The 17,322-nt window shown below is 48.2% G+C and carries 22 protein-coding genes and 1 tRNA gene; 12 read left to right on the plus strand and 11 right to left on the minus strand.

Annotated elements, in window-relative coordinates; translation table 11 throughout:
- Positions 1-17 precede the first annotated feature (17 nt).
- The 3 genes from ACFW2W_RS11595 (at position 18) to ACFW2W_RS11605 (ending at position 2,432) form a co-directional block, all read left to right on the plus strand.
- Positions 18-893, plus strand: a complete 876-nt coding sequence (locus ACFW2W_RS11595) for a Uma2 family endonuclease (RefSeq protein ID WP_378177659.1) — start codon at positions 18-20, stop codon at positions 891-893.
- 492 nt (positions 894-1,385) lie between these two features.
- Entirely contained in the window at positions 1,386-1,796 is a 411-nt protein-coding gene (locus ACFW2W_RS11600) for a deaminase domain-containing protein (protein WP_378177662.1), read from the plus strand.
- A 162-nt stretch (positions 1,797-1,958) separates the two neighbouring features.
- Positions 1,959-2,432: an SMI1/KNR4 family protein gene (locus ACFW2W_RS11605; protein WP_378177666.1), complete on the plus strand. Its 474-nt coding sequence runs from the start codon at positions 1,959-1,961 to the stop codon at positions 2,430-2,432.
- A gap of 154 nt (positions 2,433-2,586) precedes the next feature.
- Here the strand turns inward: ACFW2W_RS11605 and ACFW2W_RS11610 are convergent, their stop codons facing one another.
- The 3 genes from ACFW2W_RS11610 to ACFW2W_RS11620 are packed head-to-tail and all read right to left on the minus strand — an operon-like array spanning position 2,587 to position 5,103.
- Positions 2,587-3,228, minus strand: coding sequence for a hypothetical protein (locus ACFW2W_RS11610; RefSeq protein WP_378177669.1), 642 nt, complete (start codon positions 3,226-3,228; stop codon positions 2,587-2,589).
- 54 nt (positions 3,229-3,282) lie between these two features.
- Positions 3,283-3,687 carry a hypothetical protein gene (locus ACFW2W_RS11615; protein WP_378177672.1) on the minus strand — a complete coding sequence of 135 codons (405 nt, stop codon included), beginning with the start codon at positions 3,685-3,687 and terminating at the stop codon, positions 3,283-3,285.
- Between the two features lie 15 nt (positions 3,688-3,702).
- Positions 3,703-5,103: a hypothetical protein gene (locus ACFW2W_RS11620; RefSeq protein ID WP_378177675.1), complete on the minus strand. Its 1,401-nt coding sequence runs from the start codon at positions 5,101-5,103 to the stop codon at positions 3,703-3,705.
- 241 nt (positions 5,104-5,344) lie between these two features.
- Here ACFW2W_RS11620 and ACFW2W_RS11625 point away from each other — a divergent pair, with 241 nt between their 5' ends.
- Together ACFW2W_RS11625 and ACFW2W_RS11630 are read left to right on the plus strand one after the other, a co-directional pair.
- Complete coding sequence (locus ACFW2W_RS11625; protein ID WP_378177678.1) at positions 5,345-6,688, plus strand: inorganic phosphate transporter; 1,344 nt, start codon at positions 5,345-5,347, stop codon at positions 6,686-6,688.
- Positions 6,689-7,340: 652 nt separating this feature from the next.
- On the plus strand, positions 7,341-9,092 hold the full coding sequence (locus ACFW2W_RS11630; protein WP_378177680.1) for an EamA family transporter: 1,752 nt from the start codon (positions 7,341-7,343) through the stop codon (positions 9,090-9,092).
- A gap of 92 nt (positions 9,093-9,184) precedes the next feature.
- Here the strand turns inward: ACFW2W_RS11630 and ACFW2W_RS11635 are convergent, their stop codons facing one another.
- From ACFW2W_RS11635 to ACFW2W_RS11670, 8 genes are all read right to left on the minus strand, one after another.
- The gene (locus ACFW2W_RS11635) at positions 9,185-9,496 is read right to left on the minus strand and encodes a hypothetical protein (protein WP_378177683.1); all 312 of its coding nucleotides are present in this window, start codon (positions 9,494-9,496) and stop codon (positions 9,185-9,187) included.
- The gene (locus ACFW2W_RS11640) at positions 9,493-9,810 is read right to left on the minus strand and encodes a hypothetical protein (protein ID WP_378177685.1); all 318 of its coding nucleotides are present in this window, start codon (positions 9,808-9,810) and stop codon (positions 9,493-9,495) included. Before ACFW2W_RS11640 ends, ACFW2W_RS11635 begins: the two co-directional genes overlap by 4 nt.
- Before the next feature lie 108 nt (positions 9,811-9,918).
- Complete coding sequence (locus tag ACFW2W_RS11645) at positions 9,919-10,287, minus strand: aspartyl protease (protein WP_378177688.1); 369 nt, start codon at positions 10,285-10,287, stop codon at positions 9,919-9,921.
- On the minus strand, positions 10,284-10,601 hold the full coding sequence (locus ACFW2W_RS11650; RefSeq protein WP_378177691.1) for a hypothetical protein: 318 nt from the start codon (positions 10,599-10,601) through the stop codon (positions 10,284-10,286). Before ACFW2W_RS11650 ends, ACFW2W_RS11645 begins: the two co-directional genes overlap by 4 nt.
- 108 nt (positions 10,602-10,709) lie before the next feature.
- A complete protein-coding gene (locus ACFW2W_RS11655) occupies positions 10,710-11,075 on the minus strand; it encodes an aspartyl protease (protein ID WP_378177694.1) in 366 nt (121 codons plus the stop codon).
- Positions 11,072-11,389, minus strand: coding sequence for a hypothetical protein (locus ACFW2W_RS11660; RefSeq protein WP_378177697.1), 318 nt, complete (start codon positions 11,387-11,389; stop codon positions 11,072-11,074). The genes ACFW2W_RS11655 and ACFW2W_RS11660 overlap by 4 nt, the downstream gene beginning before the upstream one ends.
- A 48-nt stretch (positions 11,390-11,437) precedes the next feature.
- Entirely contained in the window at positions 11,438-11,569 is a 132-nt protein-coding gene (locus ACFW2W_RS11665) for a hypothetical protein (protein ID WP_378177700.1), read from the minus strand.
- Positions 11,570-11,656, minus strand: a tRNA-Ser gene (locus tag ACFW2W_RS11670).
- A 63-nt stretch (positions 11,657-11,719) separates the two neighbouring features.
- Here ACFW2W_RS11670 and ACFW2W_RS11675 point away from each other — a divergent pair.
- The 7 genes from ACFW2W_RS11675 (at position 11,720) to ACFW2W_RS11705 (ending at position 17,172) form a co-directional block, all read left to right on the plus strand.
- Positions 11,720-12,088 carry a 2Fe-2S iron-sulfur cluster-binding protein gene (locus ACFW2W_RS11675; RefSeq protein WP_378177703.1) on the plus strand — a complete coding sequence of 123 codons (369 nt, stop codon included), beginning with the start codon at positions 11,720-11,722 and terminating at the stop codon, positions 12,086-12,088.
- On the plus strand, positions 12,078-12,635 hold the full coding sequence (locus ACFW2W_RS11680; RefSeq protein WP_378177706.1) for a thermonuclease family protein: 558 nt from the start codon (positions 12,078-12,080) through the stop codon (positions 12,633-12,635). The genes ACFW2W_RS11675 and ACFW2W_RS11680 overlap by 11 nt, the downstream gene beginning before the upstream one ends.
- Before the next feature lie 60 nt (positions 12,636-12,695).
- The gene (locus ACFW2W_RS11685) at positions 12,696-13,532 is read left to right on the plus strand and encodes an inositol monophosphatase family protein (protein WP_378177709.1); all 837 of its coding nucleotides are present in this window, start codon (positions 12,696-12,698) and stop codon (positions 13,530-13,532) included.
- Between the two features lie 87 nt (positions 13,533-13,619).
- Positions 13,620-14,591, plus strand: coding sequence for a DnaJ domain-containing protein (locus ACFW2W_RS11690; protein ID WP_378177712.1), 972 nt, complete (start codon positions 13,620-13,622; stop codon positions 14,589-14,591).
- 140 nt (positions 14,592-14,731) lie between these two features.
- Positions 14,732-15,955 carry an ATP phosphoribosyltransferase regulatory subunit gene (locus ACFW2W_RS11695; RefSeq protein WP_378177715.1) on the plus strand — a complete coding sequence of 408 codons (1,224 nt, stop codon included), beginning with the start codon at positions 14,732-14,734 and terminating at the stop codon, positions 15,953-15,955.
- Positions 15,956-16,142: 187 nt separating this feature from the next.
- Complete coding sequence (locus tag ACFW2W_RS11700; protein WP_378177980.1) at positions 16,143-16,367, plus strand: indolepyruvate ferredoxin oxidoreductase subunit alpha; 225 nt, start codon at positions 16,143-16,145, stop codon at positions 16,365-16,367.
- A gap of 76 nt (positions 16,368-16,443) precedes the next feature.
- Complete coding sequence (locus ACFW2W_RS11705) at positions 16,444-17,172, plus strand: ABC transporter ATP-binding protein (RefSeq protein WP_378177718.1); 729 nt, start codon at positions 16,444-16,446, stop codon at positions 17,170-17,172.
- Positions 17,173-17,322 lie beyond the last annotated feature (150 nt).

The raw sequence follows: 17,322 nt of genomic DNA on the forward strand, positions 1-17,322 counted from the left end.
ATGCCCAAGAGAGAACCATGACTAACACAAGTCGCCTACCCCCTCAAACCGATCCGCCTCTTTCACCCAGGCTGACATTGCCGACGATGTACGATTTACCTAGCGAAGATCCAGAGGAACCTGGTTTGCCAGACGAATATCACGGATATCAGCCGTCGCTGTTACGACAAACTTTCAAGCCAGCTAACTTTACTCCAGAGGAAATTTTCATCGGTGCCGATCTGAATATTTATTACGAGCTTCGCCATCCCAATTGGTATAAACGCCCAGATTGGTTTGCCGTTTTGGGAGTTCCCAGACTCTACGATGGTGACAAATTGCGCTTAAGCTATGTTCTATGGCAAGAACAAGCCAGTCCGTTTGTTGTCGTTGAGTTATTGTCACCAAGCACTGAGGATGAAGACTTAGGGCGCACTGTTTCCGAGAGAGGAAAACCACCCACTAAATGGCAAGTTTACGAGCAGATTCTGAGGGTTCCTTACTACATTGTTTTCAGCGGCTATACAAATGAGATGCAAGCATTTCGTCTGGTGGCTGGTGCTTACGAACGAACAGAATTGACTGATGGACGTTTGTTAATTCCTCAGTTAGAGCTAAGTTTAGGTTTGTGGCAAGGTAGTTATGAAAATATTGAACGAACTTGGTTAAGGTGGTTTACAGCATCCGCAGAGTTAATTCTAACTCCGGGTGAAGAAGCCCAGCAACAAGCCGCCGTCGCCCAGCAGGAAGTTGTAGCTGTCCAGCAGGAAGTCGCCGCCGCCCAAGCGGAAGTCGCCGCCGCCCAAGCGGAAGTCGCCGCCGCCCAAGCGGAAGCCGCCGCCGCCCAGCAACGCGCTGAACGGCTAGCAGCAAAACTACGCGAGTTGAATATCGATCCAGATCAGTTGGAATAGGTAGCAGTTAGAGATCGCGCTTCAATTGAGGCGGAAATAGGAGATGCGATCGCTTTTTTAATTCAGATAAATACATCTATCAATCTATTAGCAGAATGAGCGCGATCGCGCTTGACAAAAACCATCATTATTGAATGGTGAAGTGAAGGCAATCGCCGCCACGACTTTAGGGCAAATCGTTAATTGGCAAGGCTTTTGGGCGCGATTTCACTTACCACCTGACATTCTCCTATGCGAGCGCGACTGAAATTTTATAAATAGGTTGACAATTTTAACTTTAAAAGATAATATATATATAGTAATCCTATTTGAATTGTGAGATGCCAGCGGTTCAGATCCCCGACTTCTCTAATAAGTCGGGGATCTTGCCTTCACGAATCATTTAGGACTGCTATATATATTTTTATTTACTATATTAATTACCTAGAAATAATAATGGGAAACCTAAGCCATAAAAGCTCTGCTATTCAATTTAGAGAGCCGTTTAAAGATATGGAAGACAGTGATAATGCCAATCCGGCAGAATCACTCAATCGAGTTGATCAAGTTCGGCAACAGTTAAAGGTGTCGCCGTTCAAAAATATTGCCTTTGCTGACTTCCAGATTGACGGTGACAGTGGCGAACTGATAGCTATTAGCGGTCAATCTAATCGTTCAGGAACCGTTGGTTTACTTCAGGAGCCTTTATTTGAAACTTTTGAAGTCCCGCCTGGACATTCACGAGGCTATGATAGTGAATACAAACTTCTTGAGGAACTGGCATCCCGATATGCTCAGACTCCAGAAGTTGAAGGCATTATCAATCTGTTCACAGAACGACCGCCCTGTGATTCCTGTAGCAATGTTATTCAGCAATTTCGCAGGCGGTTCCCAAACATTATCCTGACGGTTAACTATGGTTAATTATATCGTTTCCGGTTGAACACTTATTATTAGGGGGACGGGGGAGGGGGTAATGGCTTGATGTCCCCGCACCACCTTCCTACTTCCCCAATTTTAGTAATGAGTGATTAACAGTAAAAGATATTAATATTATAAATGCGAGGCTTCAAAGAGTTAATAGCCATGTACCTAGATAAGGTAAAAAAACAACTGATAGAACTAAAAATCGCATCGCCAGATGAACAGGTGGGCTGTACCCAAGATGAAGTAATTGAGCTTGAGCGGCAGTTGGGGATTTCCCTACCAAAAGCCTATCGGGAATTTCTCTTATCTATGGGGTATGGTGCAGGTAAATTTTTACGGGGTTCGGACTGTTTCTTTGAACATCTGCCCTACCTGCAAAAGTGGGCAATTGAGTTATTAGAGGAAAATAACTTTTGCGAATCTCTGCCAGAAGATACCTTTGTTTTCTCAATGCACCAGGGGTATCAGTTCAGCTTTTTCAGACTTTCGGAAGGAGACAATCCGCCGACTTACTCCTACTGCGAAGGAACAAATCAAACTTCTTTCATTAGAAGCCATGAAAGATTTAGTGACTTTCTGGCTACAGAGGCGGAAATTCACGCTCGGTATCTCTATTCATCTGTTAATAGATAAGAGCGATCGCATCCCCATCTCTATAAAAGCGCGAACCGACAGGTCGGCGCTTCGCTATCGCTCTCGTTAATTGATAATCTACTCAAAACAAAATCCCCCAACTGTTACCCCTCTTTTTCAGGGGGGCTGGGGGATCAAAATAATGAAATTGCGATTAGCGGATTGGCGGACAGGGAACAGGTGGGAACCCTCCCGCCTCAATCACGAAGTCATCGAAATCCTCATCTTTTCCAGGTTGGGGTAGTCCTGTATCATCCCAAGCGATGCGAACGCCAGTAATTTCTTCGTTCGTGCCACCATCCAAACTGCCATTAAACGCAGCTGCCAAGTTGCTAGTGGATCTGACGCTGCGTCGAGTTTGACCCGTAGGGCTAACAGATTCCAGGTAGAAAGCATACCGGGTATTCGCCTTAAAAGTATATTCGCTGAGTCGGTTTTCTACGGCTCCCCCATCAACTGTCCCCAGAAAATCGATTGCCGTGCCAATATTATTTTGACCGGGCGAGGAAGGCTGAGGCTGTTCGCTTCCGAAGCCGTCATAGGGTTTGACTTCCTGAAACAGCACTGTCTGTTCACCCGTATCTAAATTGACAACGCCAAGCGTTGATCGATAAGCTCCGTGGGACTCTTTGAATTCAAATTCAATCGTCGTATCCACCGGGAACTGGACAGCTTCTCCAAACACATCTTCAGCGTGAACGGGCGTTGCCAAAGCACCCACAAACCCAGCGGCGATCGCTCCCAGTAGCCACTTGAACCTGGCGGTTCTACCGTTTTTACGCTTCATCTGCCTCATCGTATTCTTGCTCCTGCTCACACTAGAATGACTGTGCAACTGACAACCGAACCTCTACCAAGTCCGCAAACCGGAGTTGGCTCTGGAAATGTCTTTTTGCTGCAAAGTAGTTCTCAAATTTTCTACTTCTGTCCTTAACTCCTCTAGCCGCTGACACGCCTGGGGAACCGGGGGTGGTGTTTGAGGCTGTCGAGTAAACCGGCGGACAGAGGGAGTTTGCTCCGTCAGGGCTGCCCCGCAGGCTTGAAAAGCTGCTTCTGACTCTTGGTTGAGCCGAGTAATATTTGCAGTTAGTTCCGGATCTAACTTGTCATCAGTATCAAAGACGGGTGCCGTGTTGTTCCAGATATTAGTTCCCGTGATGTCAGAATAACTACGGTCGGCTCTAGCAGGCGCAGCAATACCCAGCGCCACAATTGATAAACCAACAACCCAACCCAGAGATTTTATGGTGTGCATTTGGGGTACTCCTCCTTAAAACTTCAATGCTGTCCCAACACCTAATACAAATCGAGAGCCGTCACCCGCACCCGCAACGTCGCGTAAGGCTGGAGTAATCACAAAAGGAAAGTTTTTGAAGGGAGCAATGGAAAGACCTAATGCTAAGTCCTGTCCTGTCCATTCCGCAATCAAACTAACAGGTCGAACAACTCGAACTGCCAAATTTCCAAACACGTTGATATTGTTTTCACCAGCATCAACCGCACCGTCGGAACGGAACTGTCCATCGCCGACACCAACCGTAAAAGCAACGCGACTGAAAGCATCATTGAGAGATTCTCGCGTTCGGAATACTTTGGTAACAACTCCATATTTGGATTGTTCAAAGTCGTTGCGACCAATATTTAAAAAGCCATTCCAGCCTAATGCTGCGGATACATCTCCCCCAAATCGACGATGCAGCTTGCCATTAAAGCCACCTTCGCCGAAGCTGTCATTTGTCGCTAAGGCGTAGGATAGTTCTACGCCCACGGCTTTATCGGCATTGCCTAACCCGATGCCTATCCCCGCAGCGCCCACAGAACCGCTATCTTCTCGCACGGTGGGTTGATAGGTGCCACTGATAAAGGCGGTGTTTCTATCTGCACCATAGCCAACTGGGATATAAATGCTCAGGGCTGGCGAAGATTCAAATTCCTCGATGGGTGCTGGCAACGCTAGCGGCGCAACAGGTTCCGGACTCGGACAGCGTTCTGTAGCCGGTGTGGTTACTTCTTGTGCAACCTGATAAGTTGCATCATCTAAGGATTTAACGTTCTTGTTTCTTTGCGAGGCACAGGTATTTCCGGCTTTCGGTTCCGTCTTTGCGATTAACTGGCTGGTTGTAGCCGTTGACGAGTGAGCGATCGCCGGATCTGGGCGGAGTGCTTCAGCCTTGAATGTGAATGCATCTCCACTGGGTATCGTTCGTTCATTCACAGCCACTTCGTTAACGGTTTCCCCATTTCGGAAGGAAGCTAAGTCAGAAGCTTTCCTCGCGGACTCATCGGATGCAGGCTGGTTAACATCAGAAGCTGTTGATAACTCTGTGAGGATGTTATTTGGGGGAAGCGCCGCAGCTTCTGGGATTTCTGCCAAATCGGTTTGGGGGGCGGCTGTCAATGCCGGAAGTTGCCTTGCAGCTAATCCTGGGGCATTCTGAGAAGGCGATCGCAGAACTTCCTGCCTGGATATCAATAGTGGTTCTTGTTGTATTTCTGGTGCCGCGATCGCTGCCATACTCCTGGGAGTCACCATCGGGGTGCCAACACTCCCATCATCGGTCACGGCTTCCTGGGGAGAACCTTCGGAACTCGGACTTTCACTTGCTTGGGCTGTCATCCCTCCAGCCACAAAAGCAGCTAAAGTACAAACAGCAACACTAGGAAAACGCATAAATTAGCCCTACTAAACTCACACCGCTCGAATCGAGAAGTCGGTCTTCCCAAATAGTTGAATAGATACTTATACAGAGTTGGGCGCGTTTATCCGCAGCGATAATGACACAAATTTTGCCTCGATCAGAGTAAAAATTGTCGCTTCAAATTCCGATCTACTATCCACAACCTGAAGCGTTGCCTGTTTTCAGCGATCCTTCACCGGCTAAACTAGCCGTGTCGATATCTATATTTACGACATGATTGTTTTTGTCGCCCTGCTAGCTTTCTACGTTGCCTGGAATCTGGGCGCAAACGACGTTGCTAACTCGATGGGAACGTCGGTGGGATCGAAGGCTGTCACCCTGCGGCAGGCATTGGTCATTGCCGGGGTTTTAGAATTTACAGGTGCGGTGGTGTTTGGTCGTTCCGTATCGGAGACGCTGGCAACCGGGGTTGTCAATCCAGAACTGTTCGCTGCCGCACCTCAGATGCTACTGATTGGCATGGTTTCGGTGCTGATAGCCTGTGGCGTCTGGCTGCAAATTGCCACAAGTAAAGGCTTGCCAGTCGCATCATCTCATGCGGTAGTCGGCGCGATCGCCGGTTTTAGTTGGGTGGCTGCGGGTGTCGGTGCCATCGATTGGTCATTAATTGGTCTAATCAGCTTCGCCTGGGTGATAACGCCGGTAATCAGTGGCACGATTGCCGCGTTATTCTACAGCGTTGTCAAGCGTTGGATTCTCGATCAACCCAATCCACTTTTTCAACTGCGCGAGTGGATTCCCTGGTTGAGTGCGACGTTGTTGGGCGTCTTTGGGGTGATTGTTCTACCCTCTGTGAGTCAACCAATAGACACTTGGCTGACAGATAGTTTCGGCATCAACCTCCCTGCCCACGATATCCCCCTCTTGATTGGCGCGATCGCCTCTGTTGCCCTCACCTGGTTCATCTGGCGACAATTAGCCCAGGAGGAAGCAGAGGAGCAGCTTGTAGACACAAGGCTTATCGCTGGAGCCAATCAGCAGGACAGCGAAATCCCAAATTCCAAATCTAAAATCCAAAATCCCATTGAGCGCCAGCTAGCACGGTTTCAGCTATTAAGTGCCTGCTTCGTTGCCTTTGCCCACGGTTCCAATGATGTTGGCAACGCGATCGCTCCCTTAGCTGCGATCGTCTATATTAATCGTACAGGTTCCGTTCCCATCACTGGCTTTAGCATTCCCCTCTGGATTCTAGTATTGGGCGGTGCCGGTATCGTTGCCGGTCTTGCCGTCTGGGGCAAAAAAGTCATTGCGACGATTGGAGAAGGCATTATTGCCCTCCAGCCGAGCGGTGGCTTCTGCGCCGAACTCGCAACCGCCACTACCATCTTGCTTGCTTCCCGGCTGGGCTTGCCTGTCTCCACCTCCCACGCCCTTGTCGGTGCTGTGGTTGGCGTTGGTGCAGTTAAAGACTGGAAATCCATCCGCTTCCAAACCCTGCAATCGATTGGACTGGCTTGGCTAATTACCCTTCCCATTAGTGCGGGTTTGGGGGCAATTATCTTTCTAGTTACCCGTCAGCTAGGGGGACAATTCGGAATTTTCCACTTGATTGGTTAAATTTAAAACTTTACATCCCCTCTCCAGTTGCCCGATTGGGATACACTCTTTCTGGAAGGAGTTTCTAGGCGGCATCTGCTGCCCAGTTGCGGAAAATGCGTTTGCGTCCAAAAACTCGATCCTAAATGCCAGCGATCAATTGGCTTTCTGGCAGGGGGACACGGCGCTGTTTCATCCGCGTGTTGCACGCGCTCGAACCTCTGCTTATAAACGTGGCGCGAGCTTTTTTGCCCTCTTTTGTCGGAGATTTGGGGATCAAAACACTAGACTTCTGGCAAAAGTTGTCTAAACCCCCCATAAAGTCTCTAGTTTGCGGGGAAGAAGAAACTGCCTCTTGGTTCTTCAATGTGTTGCTGGAGGATGGTGTCAAAGTGGCTGTTCTTGCAGTGACTGCAAGATTCAACAGCTCTAGAACAAAATTAAATTCACCAGAAAAATCTCTTAAAAATCACCAGAATTTTGGAATAATCTGTCAGGATTAATGCCAAAAAATCAAACCCGATCATTCATCTGAGAAACAATACCCATTTGAGCCAAATCACATCCATTGCTGAAGTGGATCTGCCAAAATATCAGAAATACTAACAAGGCTTAAGTAGACTAAGTTACAATCACACTTCGTTATAGCCAATCGCACCGAGGTTATACGCTAATGGGGCAACTGGACAATCTACCGGAAAACCACAACACCGGAAATGCTACGGCAGCAGAGGCTCTTTTGAGGGCGATGACGCAGGAACTTGAGAACCTGAAGCAAAATCTCATCGTCCAGTTGAATCAAGACGTTGAGCGGCTCCAGGCTGAAAAATCCCGGTTGGTCGATGAGATCAACAATTTACAAGCTCAGCGTCAGCAATTACCCTCGTCCCAAAGCCCTCTGCCTCAAGAACAAATCGATCAGCAGCAATATTTAGTCGGGCAACTCACCCAAGCGATCGCCGAACACCTGCAAGACCTGCTGATGCAGCGACTGTCCCAGCAACCAGGCAACTCCTATCGCCCGCTGAGTGGCACTAGCAGTGCCAATTTGCCACCCTCGGCAAATGACTACAACGACAGTGCCTACCGAATTCTCTCTTCCTTGGATACAACCCTGAGAACGACTTTCAAAACACTGCAACAAGACATTAGCAGCTATCAAAGTTCGTTCTCCCAGCAGCTGTCGCGGATGCACAGCTTGGAGCAACAAGGAGAAGCAATTTTAGAAACTCTTGTCAATCGCCTGCACGAACAACTGCAAGCAGAAAGCGGTGCGCTGCCATTAGTAGAGCCATCATCAGAGGTTGGAGGACAAGCTTATAGCGATCGCAAACAGCCGCCAGAAGCGAATGAGATCCCGTTCGCGGTTCCGGCTGCACCGCTACCTCTACCAAGCCAAGCTAAACCAAGCTCCCAAGGTCAGTTAGGTTTATTGTTGATTCTAATTTCCACAGTGGCGCTGTCGGTTCACAACGTTGTTGTCCAGATCATCGGCAGAGAAAGCCAAATCTTTAACTTGTTTCCCTTGGGAGGATTCATCAAGCTGGGTTTGGGCAACTCGCTGTTAATTTTGTGGTTCCGCATGATGGTGGTGCTGCCTTTGATGGCATTACTCGCCATCATTCTCTATCCCAACGTATGGAGGGACATCAAGAAGTTTTTATTAGATCCAGACAGGCGCGGGCTTTTGACTGTAGTCGGGAGTGGCTTCTTTCTGTTTTTGTCGCAAGTGCTGATTTATATCGCCATCCCGCAAATTGGCCCAGGGGTTGCAGTGACAATTCTGTTTATGTATCCAATTATTACAGTCCCGCTGGCGTGGCTGTTCTTTGGCGATCGCCCCACCTTCCTGCGCGTTGGAGTGATGTGCGCGATTTCCTTGGGTGTTATCCTCGCGGCTTGGCCTAAAATCTTCCCAGCGGTTAATAGTGGGATGGCGAGCATTTCCGGGGTGGGAGTTGGCACCGCCGCCGCCTCAGGAATCGCGTTTGCCTTCTACCTGATTTTTATGCAGCTTGGCTTTCAAAAGCTTCACCCCGTCCCCGTCAGCTTGGTTCAGTTTACAACCATCTTTGTCCTGGCTAGCATCAGTCTGATGTTGCCACTACCAGAAAACTTAGCTGTTCAGGTCATCCCCGATAAGCGGCTGGGTTTGATTATCAGCGGCGTTGTCTTGGGAATATTGACTCTAGCGGGCTATTTGTTAAATAACTTTGGCGTTCGCTTCTTGGGTGCCGCACGAGCCTCGATCATCGCCTCTAGTGGTCCTGTGTTAACAGCAGTTTTGGCATTTTTGATTATTCCCAGCGCTCAGAATGCTTTACAGCCCATATCAATTTTCGGCATCGTACTGGTGACGTTGGGAGTATTTTCCCTAAGTTTTGAGCGCCTGCTGGTTCAAAACAAGGCGCAACCCGCAAAATAAACGCTCCTTTTAGTTAATTTATTCGTCGTAGGGTGGGCAATGCTCACCCTATTTTTTATGGAGAGTTCTAATTTATGCAAAAGGCGCGATCGCTAGATATAAAATTTAGATACAAATCGGTGAAATATAGATGCGATCGCCTTTAACCCTGTTTTGTCACTCTCCCAGTAGTATAAGAATGTACAAACACTAGAACAAAGACACAGAGGATGGTAGAGCCTCGTCCATCCGTATAAACCGTAAAATTTGTGGACGAATGATTCTATATCTTGGTTATTAATTGCCACCCACTCGGTAAATCCTGTATCTAGTAGTGCATCGACCTGAATAGGCTCTCCTTCAACATCAATCAAATCAATCGCAACTAGTAGCTGACCCTTGCTGCCAAACTCGCCTTGAATCATATACTGCCGCAGACTCCTGTCTCATTCAAACAGAAGATAATCAGTCTTCCTTGGGGAAATTTTTGACGAGATTTTATCAAAGCAGCATCTCTATCAGGATCAATAATATAATCCTCGCTGTTTGGCTCAATAACTATAAACCAGCCGTAGTAATTTTCGATAAATTCAGGGCGGACTCGTTCAAAAATCGCCCGACAACGCTGATAAAATGCTTCATCAAGAGCTTTACGTCTGGCTTTTTCTTCCTCAGATAGTTGGCGTTCTGGAAATATTCTGCCCCGACGCGGTGTGCGGTTGTTAGATAGTTGAGTCATATGATTTTATATCTGTTTAATATTAATGGTTTGTTTTTTATTATAAGCGTATTCAATAACTAGGCGATCGCGTCTTTCTCCTATAGTCAAATTGCAGCGCGATCGCTCTTACCCCAACGTCAGCACTCCCGCCGCAAAATCAACTAACAATCGCTTTGTCTGAAGCCAACGTACACCCAAGAGAATGTTTTCCAGTTCATCCCCTCCCAAAACTTCAACTGTGAACTCTTGTCCATCCAAAAGCACGCTACCATCATAAAGATTAAACCGTGCTACTCCCCGTGCAGTCTGCATATCACGGCGCTCATTACTGTCAATATCCCAGCCCAAACTTTCGGCATCTTGGTTGTCAACTGCCAGCCAACCCGTGAAACCTGTATCTAAGAGCGCCTTAACTGTAATCACATCTCCATCAGATGCAATCAATCCAATTTCAAAGAATAACTCGCCCCTACGATTAAACTCGCCTGAAATCATATTCTGCCGCAAGTTCCAGTTTCATTAATACAGGCAATGAGGCGCATCTTATTAGGATGTTTCTCGCGAGCTTTTTTCCTTGCAACCTTTTCATCTGGATCGATGACATAATCCCCGCTGTCTGGCTCAATTACGATAAACCAGTCGTAGTGATCTTTGATTAGTTCTGGTTGAACTCGTTCAAAAATCGCCCGACAACGCTGATAAAATGCTTCATCAAGAGCTTTACGTCTGGCTTTTTCTTCGGGTGGTAATTGGCGTTCTGGAAATATTCTGCCCCGACGCGGTGTGCGGTTGTTAGATAGTTGAGTCATATGATTTTATATCTGTTTAATATTAATGGTTTGTTTTTTATTATAAGCGTATTCAATAACTAGGCGATCGCGTCTTTCTCCTCTAGTCAATTGCAGATGCGATCGCTCTTACCCCAACGTCAATACTCCCGCCGCAAAATCAACTAACAATCGCTTTGTCTGAAGCCAACGTACACCTAAGAGAATATTTTCCAGTCCATTTCCACCCAATACTTCAATTGCGAACTCCTGTCCATCCAGAAGCACAGTTCCTTCATATAGATTAAACTGCGCGTCCCCCTGTGCCGTCTGCATCTCCTGCGGCTCATCTTCTTGATCCCACCCTAGACTAAGGGCATCTTGGTTATCAATTGCCAGCCAACCAGTGAATCCTGTATCTAATAATGCCTTGACTGGAATAATATCACCATCAGCAGCCATTAAACCGGTTTCAAAGAATAACTCGCCCCTACTGTTAAACTCGCCTGAAATCATATTCTGCCACAGGTTCCCGTTTCGTTTAGGCACATGATAAGGCGCTTTTTATCAGGATGCTTCTCACGAGCCTTTGCCCTGGCAACTGTTTTATCGGGATCGATGAAATAGTCCCCACTGACTGGCTCAATGATGATAAACCAATCGTAATGCTCCTTAATTAACTCTGGTTGCACTCGGTCAAAAATTTCGCGACAACGCTTAGAAAAGGCTTCGTCTTCAGACCTGAGTTTGGCTTTTTCGTCTGGAGATAGTTGGCGTTCTGGAAATACCCTTCCAAGACGGGGAGTGCAATTATTAGATAGTTGGGTCATGCGATATTCTTCTTGTTTAATAGTAATAGTTTACTTTTGATTGTAAGTTTATTTGATGGCGAGGCGATCGCGCTGTGTATTCACTCGCTGATAGTCAGGCGATCGCCAAAAATAACCATCGCCCCAGAAGATTCTTCTGGGGCGATTAGTCTCAAAGCATTGTGTAGTCTTGATTTTCAACGGAGAGGGTGGGATTCGAACCCACGTTGAGGTTGCCCCCAAACAGCATTTCCAGTGCTGCGCCTTCAACCACTCGGCCACCTCTCCAGAGGCTTATTTATTTTGAAATGTGCAACTCAAAGCTGCGATTTTTAATAATACACTATTTTTATGACTGATTACTACACCATTCGCATACACAATCGCCATACAGGTACTCATCACGACCTTCAGGTGCCAAGCGATCGCTATATCCTATCTAGCGTCGAGCATCAGAGCGTCGAGTTGCCTTTTTCCTGTCGCAATGGCGCTTGTACCACCTGTGCCGTGCGCGTCCTCTCAGGGGAAATCCATCAGCCAGAAGCAATGGGGCTTTCTCCACAACTGCGCGACAAAGGCTATGCTCTATTATGCGTGAGCTATCCCCGCTCCGACTTGGAAGTGGAAACTCAGGATGAGGATGAAGTTTACGAACTCCAGTTCGGTCGCTATTTTGGCAAAGGCAAAGTCCGTTTCGGTTTACCTCTGGATGAAGACTAACGAAAGGCGATCGCGCAAAATAAAAAGGCAAAAGAATTTTCTCTTTTGCCTTTTGCCTTTTGCCTTTTGCCTTTTCTTGGTGGGTTGCCAAGCTAAAGAAGTTCCGACAGGCGCAACCGTAAAGGTGGAGCGGGTTGTCACCGGACAAACCCTGGAAGTGCTGGATACCAGCAAGCAATCGGCTTTGGTAGAGCGAGTGCGGCTGCTGGGAATCGAAGCACCAGATATGAAACAGCAGCCTTGGGGAGCGGCGGCTCAAGAGCGGCTCAAGCAGTTGATTGGTGGGCAATCCGTTTTGTTAGAGTCGGATGGGTCAAGCAAAGACCAGTTTGAGCGCCGGTTAGCTTATGTGTGGAAAGATGGGGTATTGCTGAACGAGCAGATGGTGGTAGAAGGGTATGTGTTTGTGCCGCGATCGCTCAACAACAAATATGACCAACGGCTCACCACCGCTCAAGAATATGCTCGAATTATGGGCAAAGGCATTTGGAACCCAGAAAAACCCATGCGCTTGACTCCAGCGGAGTTTCGGCGTCAAAATCGTTAACAGCTGATTGCGAATGGCTAATTGTTCATTGTTCAATGCCATTAGCCATTAGCTAAAAATATGACTCGCCATACCCCCGACCAACTGCAAATTTTTCTAGATATTGCCACCGAGGCGGCGCTAGCTGCTGGTGCCATCTTGCAAAGCTACTGGGGCAAATTAGAAGCCGTTGAAGAAAAAGGACGCCCAGGCGACCTCGTAACCGAAGCAGATAAAGCCGCCGAAGCCACAATTCTTTCAGTCATCAATCGCCATTTTCCCCACCATCAAATCCTGGCAGAAGAATCCGGGCAACTGGGAGATACTAATAGCGAATACCTCTGGGCAATCGATCCCCTGGATGGCACCACGAATTATGCTCATCAGTATCCCTTTTTCTCCGCCTCAATCGGGTTACTGATTGACGGAGTTCCCCAAGTCGGTGTCGTTTACGATCCATTTCATCATGAGTTGTTTCGCGCTGCCAAAGGCTTAGGAGCCACTTGCAACCGGCGGAGTATCCGGGTTTCCAAAACAGCCGAGTTGAGCAAAAGCTTGCTCGTCACCGGCTTTGCTTACGATCGACGCGAAACAGCGGACAATAACTACGCTGAATTTTGTCACCTTACCCATCTCACCCAGGGCGTCAGGCGCAGCGGTTCCGCATCCATCGATCTCGTTCATGTTGCCTGCGGACGCCTGGATGGCTACTGGGAACGGGGTTTACAACCTTGGGATCTGGCAGCCGGAGTGGTAATCGTAGAGGAAGCCGGGGGCAAAGTCAGCGCCTACGATGGGAGTCCTTTAGCGATTCATTCCGGTCGGATTTTGGCGACAAATGGTTATCTGCACTCACAACTCAGTCAAGAACTTTTGCAAATTACACCTCTAAGTAGATGGCAAAGTGCTGAAAATTAGGCTTCTCTGTAAGCAAGGTCACACATAGCTTTCGCAAGGGAAGTATATTAGAAACAATACTCGGCTCTGATGGTGGGACAGCGGGCTATGTCATTTCGGATCGACCGTGGACTGTTCAAGTTTGATTTCACAGACCACCACGCAATTTTAGGGGTGCCAGTAGATGCAGGAGTCAATGACATCCGCAAACGGTATCTCAAAATCGCCCGGAGATTGCATCCGGATAGTTGCAAGGCTGAAAACGAAGCAGAAAAACAGCGTGCCAGCCAGATGTTGTCAAAATTGGTAAATCCTGCCTACGAACAACTATCTCAGGATCGCACGCGGGCAGAATACGTCGTTATGATCGGGCGCATGGGTAAGCGCTTGGCTGGGGAAGCGGCGAACGTTCAACCCCAAGGTGAAACCGCGAAACAATTAGCTCAGGCTGGCGGCGATTTAGAGCATTCCTATAAAACGGCACTGCAAAAGCTAGCACAAACGCAGTATGAATCTTTGAGCCAAGTCCTGGAAGTGACGGCTCAAATCAGCGAACTGAATATGGTTTACCTGCGGCGGAAGGGGAGTTCTGGGGTAGCAACCTCAATGATGTCAGATAAACGTCCTGTCACGGGGGCTGCTGGCCCCAATGCATCATCGCCGCCACCACCGCCGCCACCATCGTCACCGGCTCAGACATCAGTCGCGGAGCCATATTTCCGTCGCGCTGATGAGTTGATAACGAAGAACCAGTTTGCTAAGGCGGAGATAGAGTTGCGGGAAGCCCTGAAAATGGAGCCGAACAATAGCCATTGCCATAGCTTATTGGGGATGGTTTATTTGAAGCAAACTCCGCCTAAGGTGACAATGGCGAAGGTACACATAACCCAAGCTTTGAAATTAAACCCTCAAGACCCGATCGGGCTAGAGGGCAAACAGGCACTTGACAAGCTGGCACAAAAAGTTGCGGGTGGCAAGACAACGACGCCGCCTAAGTCAGGGCAGGGCAAGCCAGGGCAGGGCAAGCCGGAGGATAAGTCTGGAGGCGGTTTATTTGGTATGTTTGGTAAGAAGAAATAAGAAAGCGATTTCTTCGGTTAGCAACTGGGCTATTAGATGTTTGGCAGTTGTCGGTGAGAGCTAGAGTCAATCCGTCAACTCGCTAATCGCGAATACTTCGCTTGCTAATCGCTTGTCAACTAACAAAAAACAACGACTGAATGGTTTATCAACCCCCGGCAGGCGCGAGGGATTTACTGCCTCTCGATGTCGCTCAAAAAAGCTGGATTGAAGATCGGTTGCAGCAGGTGTATCACCGCTGGGGCTATCACCGGATTATCACCTCCACTCTAGAGCGGTTGGATACTTTGATGGCAGGCGGAGCAATCCAGCGCTCGACAGTGATTCAAATACAGGATGCTGAGGAGGGGACGCTGGGACTCCGCCCAGAACTGACGGCTTCGATCGCCCGTGCATCTGTGACGCGCATGGCTGGTGTTACTTATCCGCAACGCCTCTACTACAACGCAAATGTATTCCGCCGTTCGCAGGGAAGCAATTACGGGCGTCAGCAGGAATTTTACCAGGCAGGGGTAGAGCTGTTGGGTGCGGGTGGTGTCTTGGCAGATGCAGAGGTGCTGTTGCTGCTGGGAGACTGCCTGAAGTGTCTGGGGTTAAGCCAGTGGCAGGTAATTTTGGGAGAAGCGGGGTTAACGCGATCGCTTTTTTCCCCGTTTCCAGTTCATCTGCAAGAAAAAGTGCGACGCGCGATCGCGCATCTCGATCGTATCACTTTGGAAACTCTGCCCCTTTCGCCCGAATTGCGAGAACGGGCTTTATTTCTATTTGAGCTGCGGGGACACCCTGCTGATGTGCTGCAACGAGTTTCTACTCTAGATTTAGCAGAATCTGAGCGCAAAACAGTCAGTAATCTGAAATCGCTCATCGATCTTCTAAACGAAGGCTTCTCCCATCAGCAAACCTTCCCCGTGACTCTGGATCTTAGCTTGATCCAAACCTTTAACTATTACACCGGCATTGTGTTTGAAGTCGTTAGCGATACAGACACCCAAGCACGGGTTTTAGCTCAGGGGGGACGCTATGACCAATTGCTGGGACTCTATCATCCCCAAGGGCAAACTTACCCCAGTATTGGCTTTGCTCTTAACATTGAAGACTTATACCAAGTCTTGCTCTCGAAGGCTGGGATGCCCCGCGAAACGCCTGCTAGTGATTGGTTAGTCGTTCCTTCATCCCCCCAAGCCTATATGGCAGCTTTTGCCTACGCCCAAACCCTGCGAGATTCTATTCATCTGGTGCGGGTGGAGATGGATTTAGGGGAGCGATCGCCTGAAGATGTGCGAGAATATGCCCGTAGCCGTCACATCCGTCGCCTTGCCTGGGTGGAAGCTGAGGGTGCTACTAAAATTGAGATGCTGAGTTAGATTTTTTTAACGCAAAGGTACGCAAAGGGAAGCGCAGAGGTACGCAAAGGAGAGGTGCTTTTTTGGGCAAAATTTTACCTTAAGTTTGCGTACTTTTACATTTAAAATGTCTCGTTTCAGCTATCAGTCGGAAGACTTTGGTAGTCTAGAGAAGCAGATGTCTGCCAATCCCAAGAGAGAGAACACTGTGCCGCATACGATTGTTACCAATACCTGCGAAGGCGTCGCTGATTGTGTCGATGCTTGTCCTGTTGCCTGTATTCACGAAGGTCCCGGTAAGAATGTTAAGGGGACTGGCTGGTACTGGATTGATTTTGCCACTTGTATTGACTGTGGCATCTGCCTACAAGTCTGCCCTGTGGAAGGGGCAATTGTCCCCGAAGAACGCCCGGATTTGCAAAAGACACCCTAATTGTTGATTATTCATGGTTCATGGTTGATGCAGGAATTGCCATAAATCATGAGCCATAACTAATAACTAATAACGAATGACTAATGAACCTTTATTAGAAGTTGAAGATGTTTGGGCTGGATATGTCAAAGATTTGGATATCCTGCAAGGTGTTAATTTCAAGATATATCCCGGTGAATTAGTTGCCGTAATTGGCCCCAATGGTGCCGGGAAATCAACATTGGCAAAGGCTATCTTTGGACTCTTAAGTTCTCATCAAGGCAAAATTACTTTCAAAGGCGAGAATATTGCTGGCTTAAAGTCGGATCAAATTGTTCGGCGGGGGATGTGCTACGTGCCGCAAATCTCTAATGTGTTCCCATCGCTGACGGTGGAAGAGAATCTGGAGATGGGCGCGTTTATTCGCAATGTCCCTTTGCAACCGCTCAAGGATCGTATCTTTGCCACGTTTCCGGTTCTGGCTCAACGGCGGCATCAGCGGGCTGGAACTCTGTCAGGGGGAGAACGGCAGATGCTGGCAATGGGAAAGGCTTTGATGTTGGAACCCACTCTGTTGCTGCTGGATGAACCTTCGGCGGCGCTGTCTCCCCTGTTGGTCAATAACGTTTTTGAGCAGATTCAAGCAATTAATCAAACGGGTACGGCAATTGTGCTGGTGGAGCAAAATGCCCGGAAAGCTTTGGGAATGGCACACCGTGGTTATGTGCTGGATACAGGACGCGATCGCTTCTCAGGTCCCGGCTCCGAACTCTTGAATGACCCCAAGGTGGGAGAACTCTATCTGGGTGCAGGTAAAGCCCACTGACGCATTGAGCGGACGCCTTGACTCTTTGCGATCGCTCTGACGCTGTTAAAAATTAAAGAAATTGGGACTAGACAAATCCGGTTCGCTCCGGTACTATACTTTTATAATGGAAATCTGTGCTGTCAGATAGATTGCTTTAAACAACAATAA

Origin of the sequence: Coleofasciculus sp. H7-2, assembly GCF_042747725.1 — a bacterium.
Classification (GTDB): Bacteria; Cyanobacteriota; Cyanobacteriia; order Cyanobacteriales; family FACHB-T130; genus FACHB-T130.

What these genes read in the sequence shown, in the direction of transcription:
- ACFW2W_RS11595 (WP_378177659.1), top strand. Translation starts at nt 18, where the DNA reads ATGACTAACACAAGTCGCCTACCCCCTCAAACCGATCCGCCTCTTTCA.
- ACFW2W_RS11600 (WP_378177662.1), top strand. Translation starts at nt 1,386, where the DNA reads ATGGAAGACAGTGATAATGCCAATCCGGCAGAATCACTCAATCGAGTT.
- ACFW2W_RS11605 (WP_378177666.1), top strand. Translation starts at nt 1,959, where the DNA reads ATGTACCTAGATAAGGTAAAAAAACAACTGATAGAACTAAAAATCGCA.
- ACFW2W_RS11610 (WP_378177669.1), bottom strand. Translation starts at nt 3,228, where the DNA reads ATGAGGCAGATGAAGCGTAAAAACGGTAGAACCGCCAGGTTCAAGTGG.
- ACFW2W_RS11615 (WP_378177672.1), bottom strand. Translation starts at nt 3,687, where the DNA reads ATGCACACCATAAAATCTCTGGGTTGGGTTGTTGGTTTATCAATTGTG.
- ACFW2W_RS11620 (WP_378177675.1), bottom strand. Translation starts at nt 5,103, where the DNA reads ATGCGTTTTCCTAGTGTTGCTGTTTGTACTTTAGCTGCTTTTGTGGCT.
- ACFW2W_RS11625 (WP_378177678.1), top strand. Translation starts at nt 5,345, where the DNA reads ATGATTGTTTTTGTCGCCCTGCTAGCTTTCTACGTTGCCTGGAATCTG.
- ACFW2W_RS11630 (WP_378177680.1), top strand. Translation starts at nt 7,341, where the DNA reads ATGGGGCAACTGGACAATCTACCGGAAAACCACAACACCGGAAATGCT.
- ACFW2W_RS11635 (WP_378177683.1), bottom strand. Translation starts at nt 9,496, where the DNA reads ATGATTCAAGGCGAGTTTGGCAGCAAGGGTCAGCTACTAGTTGCGATT.
- ACFW2W_RS11640 (WP_378177685.1), bottom strand. Translation starts at nt 9,810, where the DNA reads ATGACTCAACTATCTAACAACCGCACACCGCGTCGGGGCAGAATATTT.
- ACFW2W_RS11645 (WP_378177688.1), bottom strand. Translation starts at nt 10,287, where the DNA reads ATGATTTCAGGCGAGTTTAATCGTAGGGGCGAGTTATTCTTTGAAATT.
- ACFW2W_RS11650 (WP_378177691.1), bottom strand. Translation starts at nt 10,601, where the DNA reads ATGACTCAACTATCTAACAACCGCACACCGCGTCGGGGCAGAATATTT.
- ACFW2W_RS11655 (WP_378177694.1), bottom strand. Translation starts at nt 11,075, where the DNA reads ATGATTTCAGGCGAGTTTAACAGTAGGGGCGAGTTATTCTTTGAAACC.
- ACFW2W_RS11660 (WP_378177697.1), bottom strand. Translation starts at nt 11,389, where the DNA reads ATGACCCAACTATCTAATAATTGCACTCCCCGTCTTGGAAGGGTATTT.
- ACFW2W_RS11675 (WP_378177703.1), top strand. Translation starts at nt 11,720, where the DNA reads ATGACTGATTACTACACCATTCGCATACACAATCGCCATACAGGTACT.
- ACFW2W_RS11680 (WP_378177706.1), top strand. Translation starts at nt 12,078, where the DNA reads ATGAAGACTAACGAAAGGCGATCGCGCAAAATAAAAAGGCAAAAGAAT.
- ACFW2W_RS11685 (WP_378177709.1), top strand. Translation starts at nt 12,696, where the DNA reads ATGACTCGCCATACCCCCGACCAACTGCAAATTTTTCTAGATATTGCC.
- ACFW2W_RS11690 (WP_378177712.1), top strand. Translation starts at nt 13,620, where the DNA reads ATGTCATTTCGGATCGACCGTGGACTGTTCAAGTTTGATTTCACAGAC.
- ACFW2W_RS11695 (WP_378177715.1), top strand. Translation starts at nt 14,732, where the DNA reads ATGGTTTATCAACCCCCGGCAGGCGCGAGGGATTTACTGCCTCTCGAT.
- ACFW2W_RS11705 (WP_378177718.1), top strand. Translation starts at nt 16,444, where the DNA reads ATGACTAATGAACCTTTATTAGAAGTTGAAGATGTTTGGGCTGGATAT.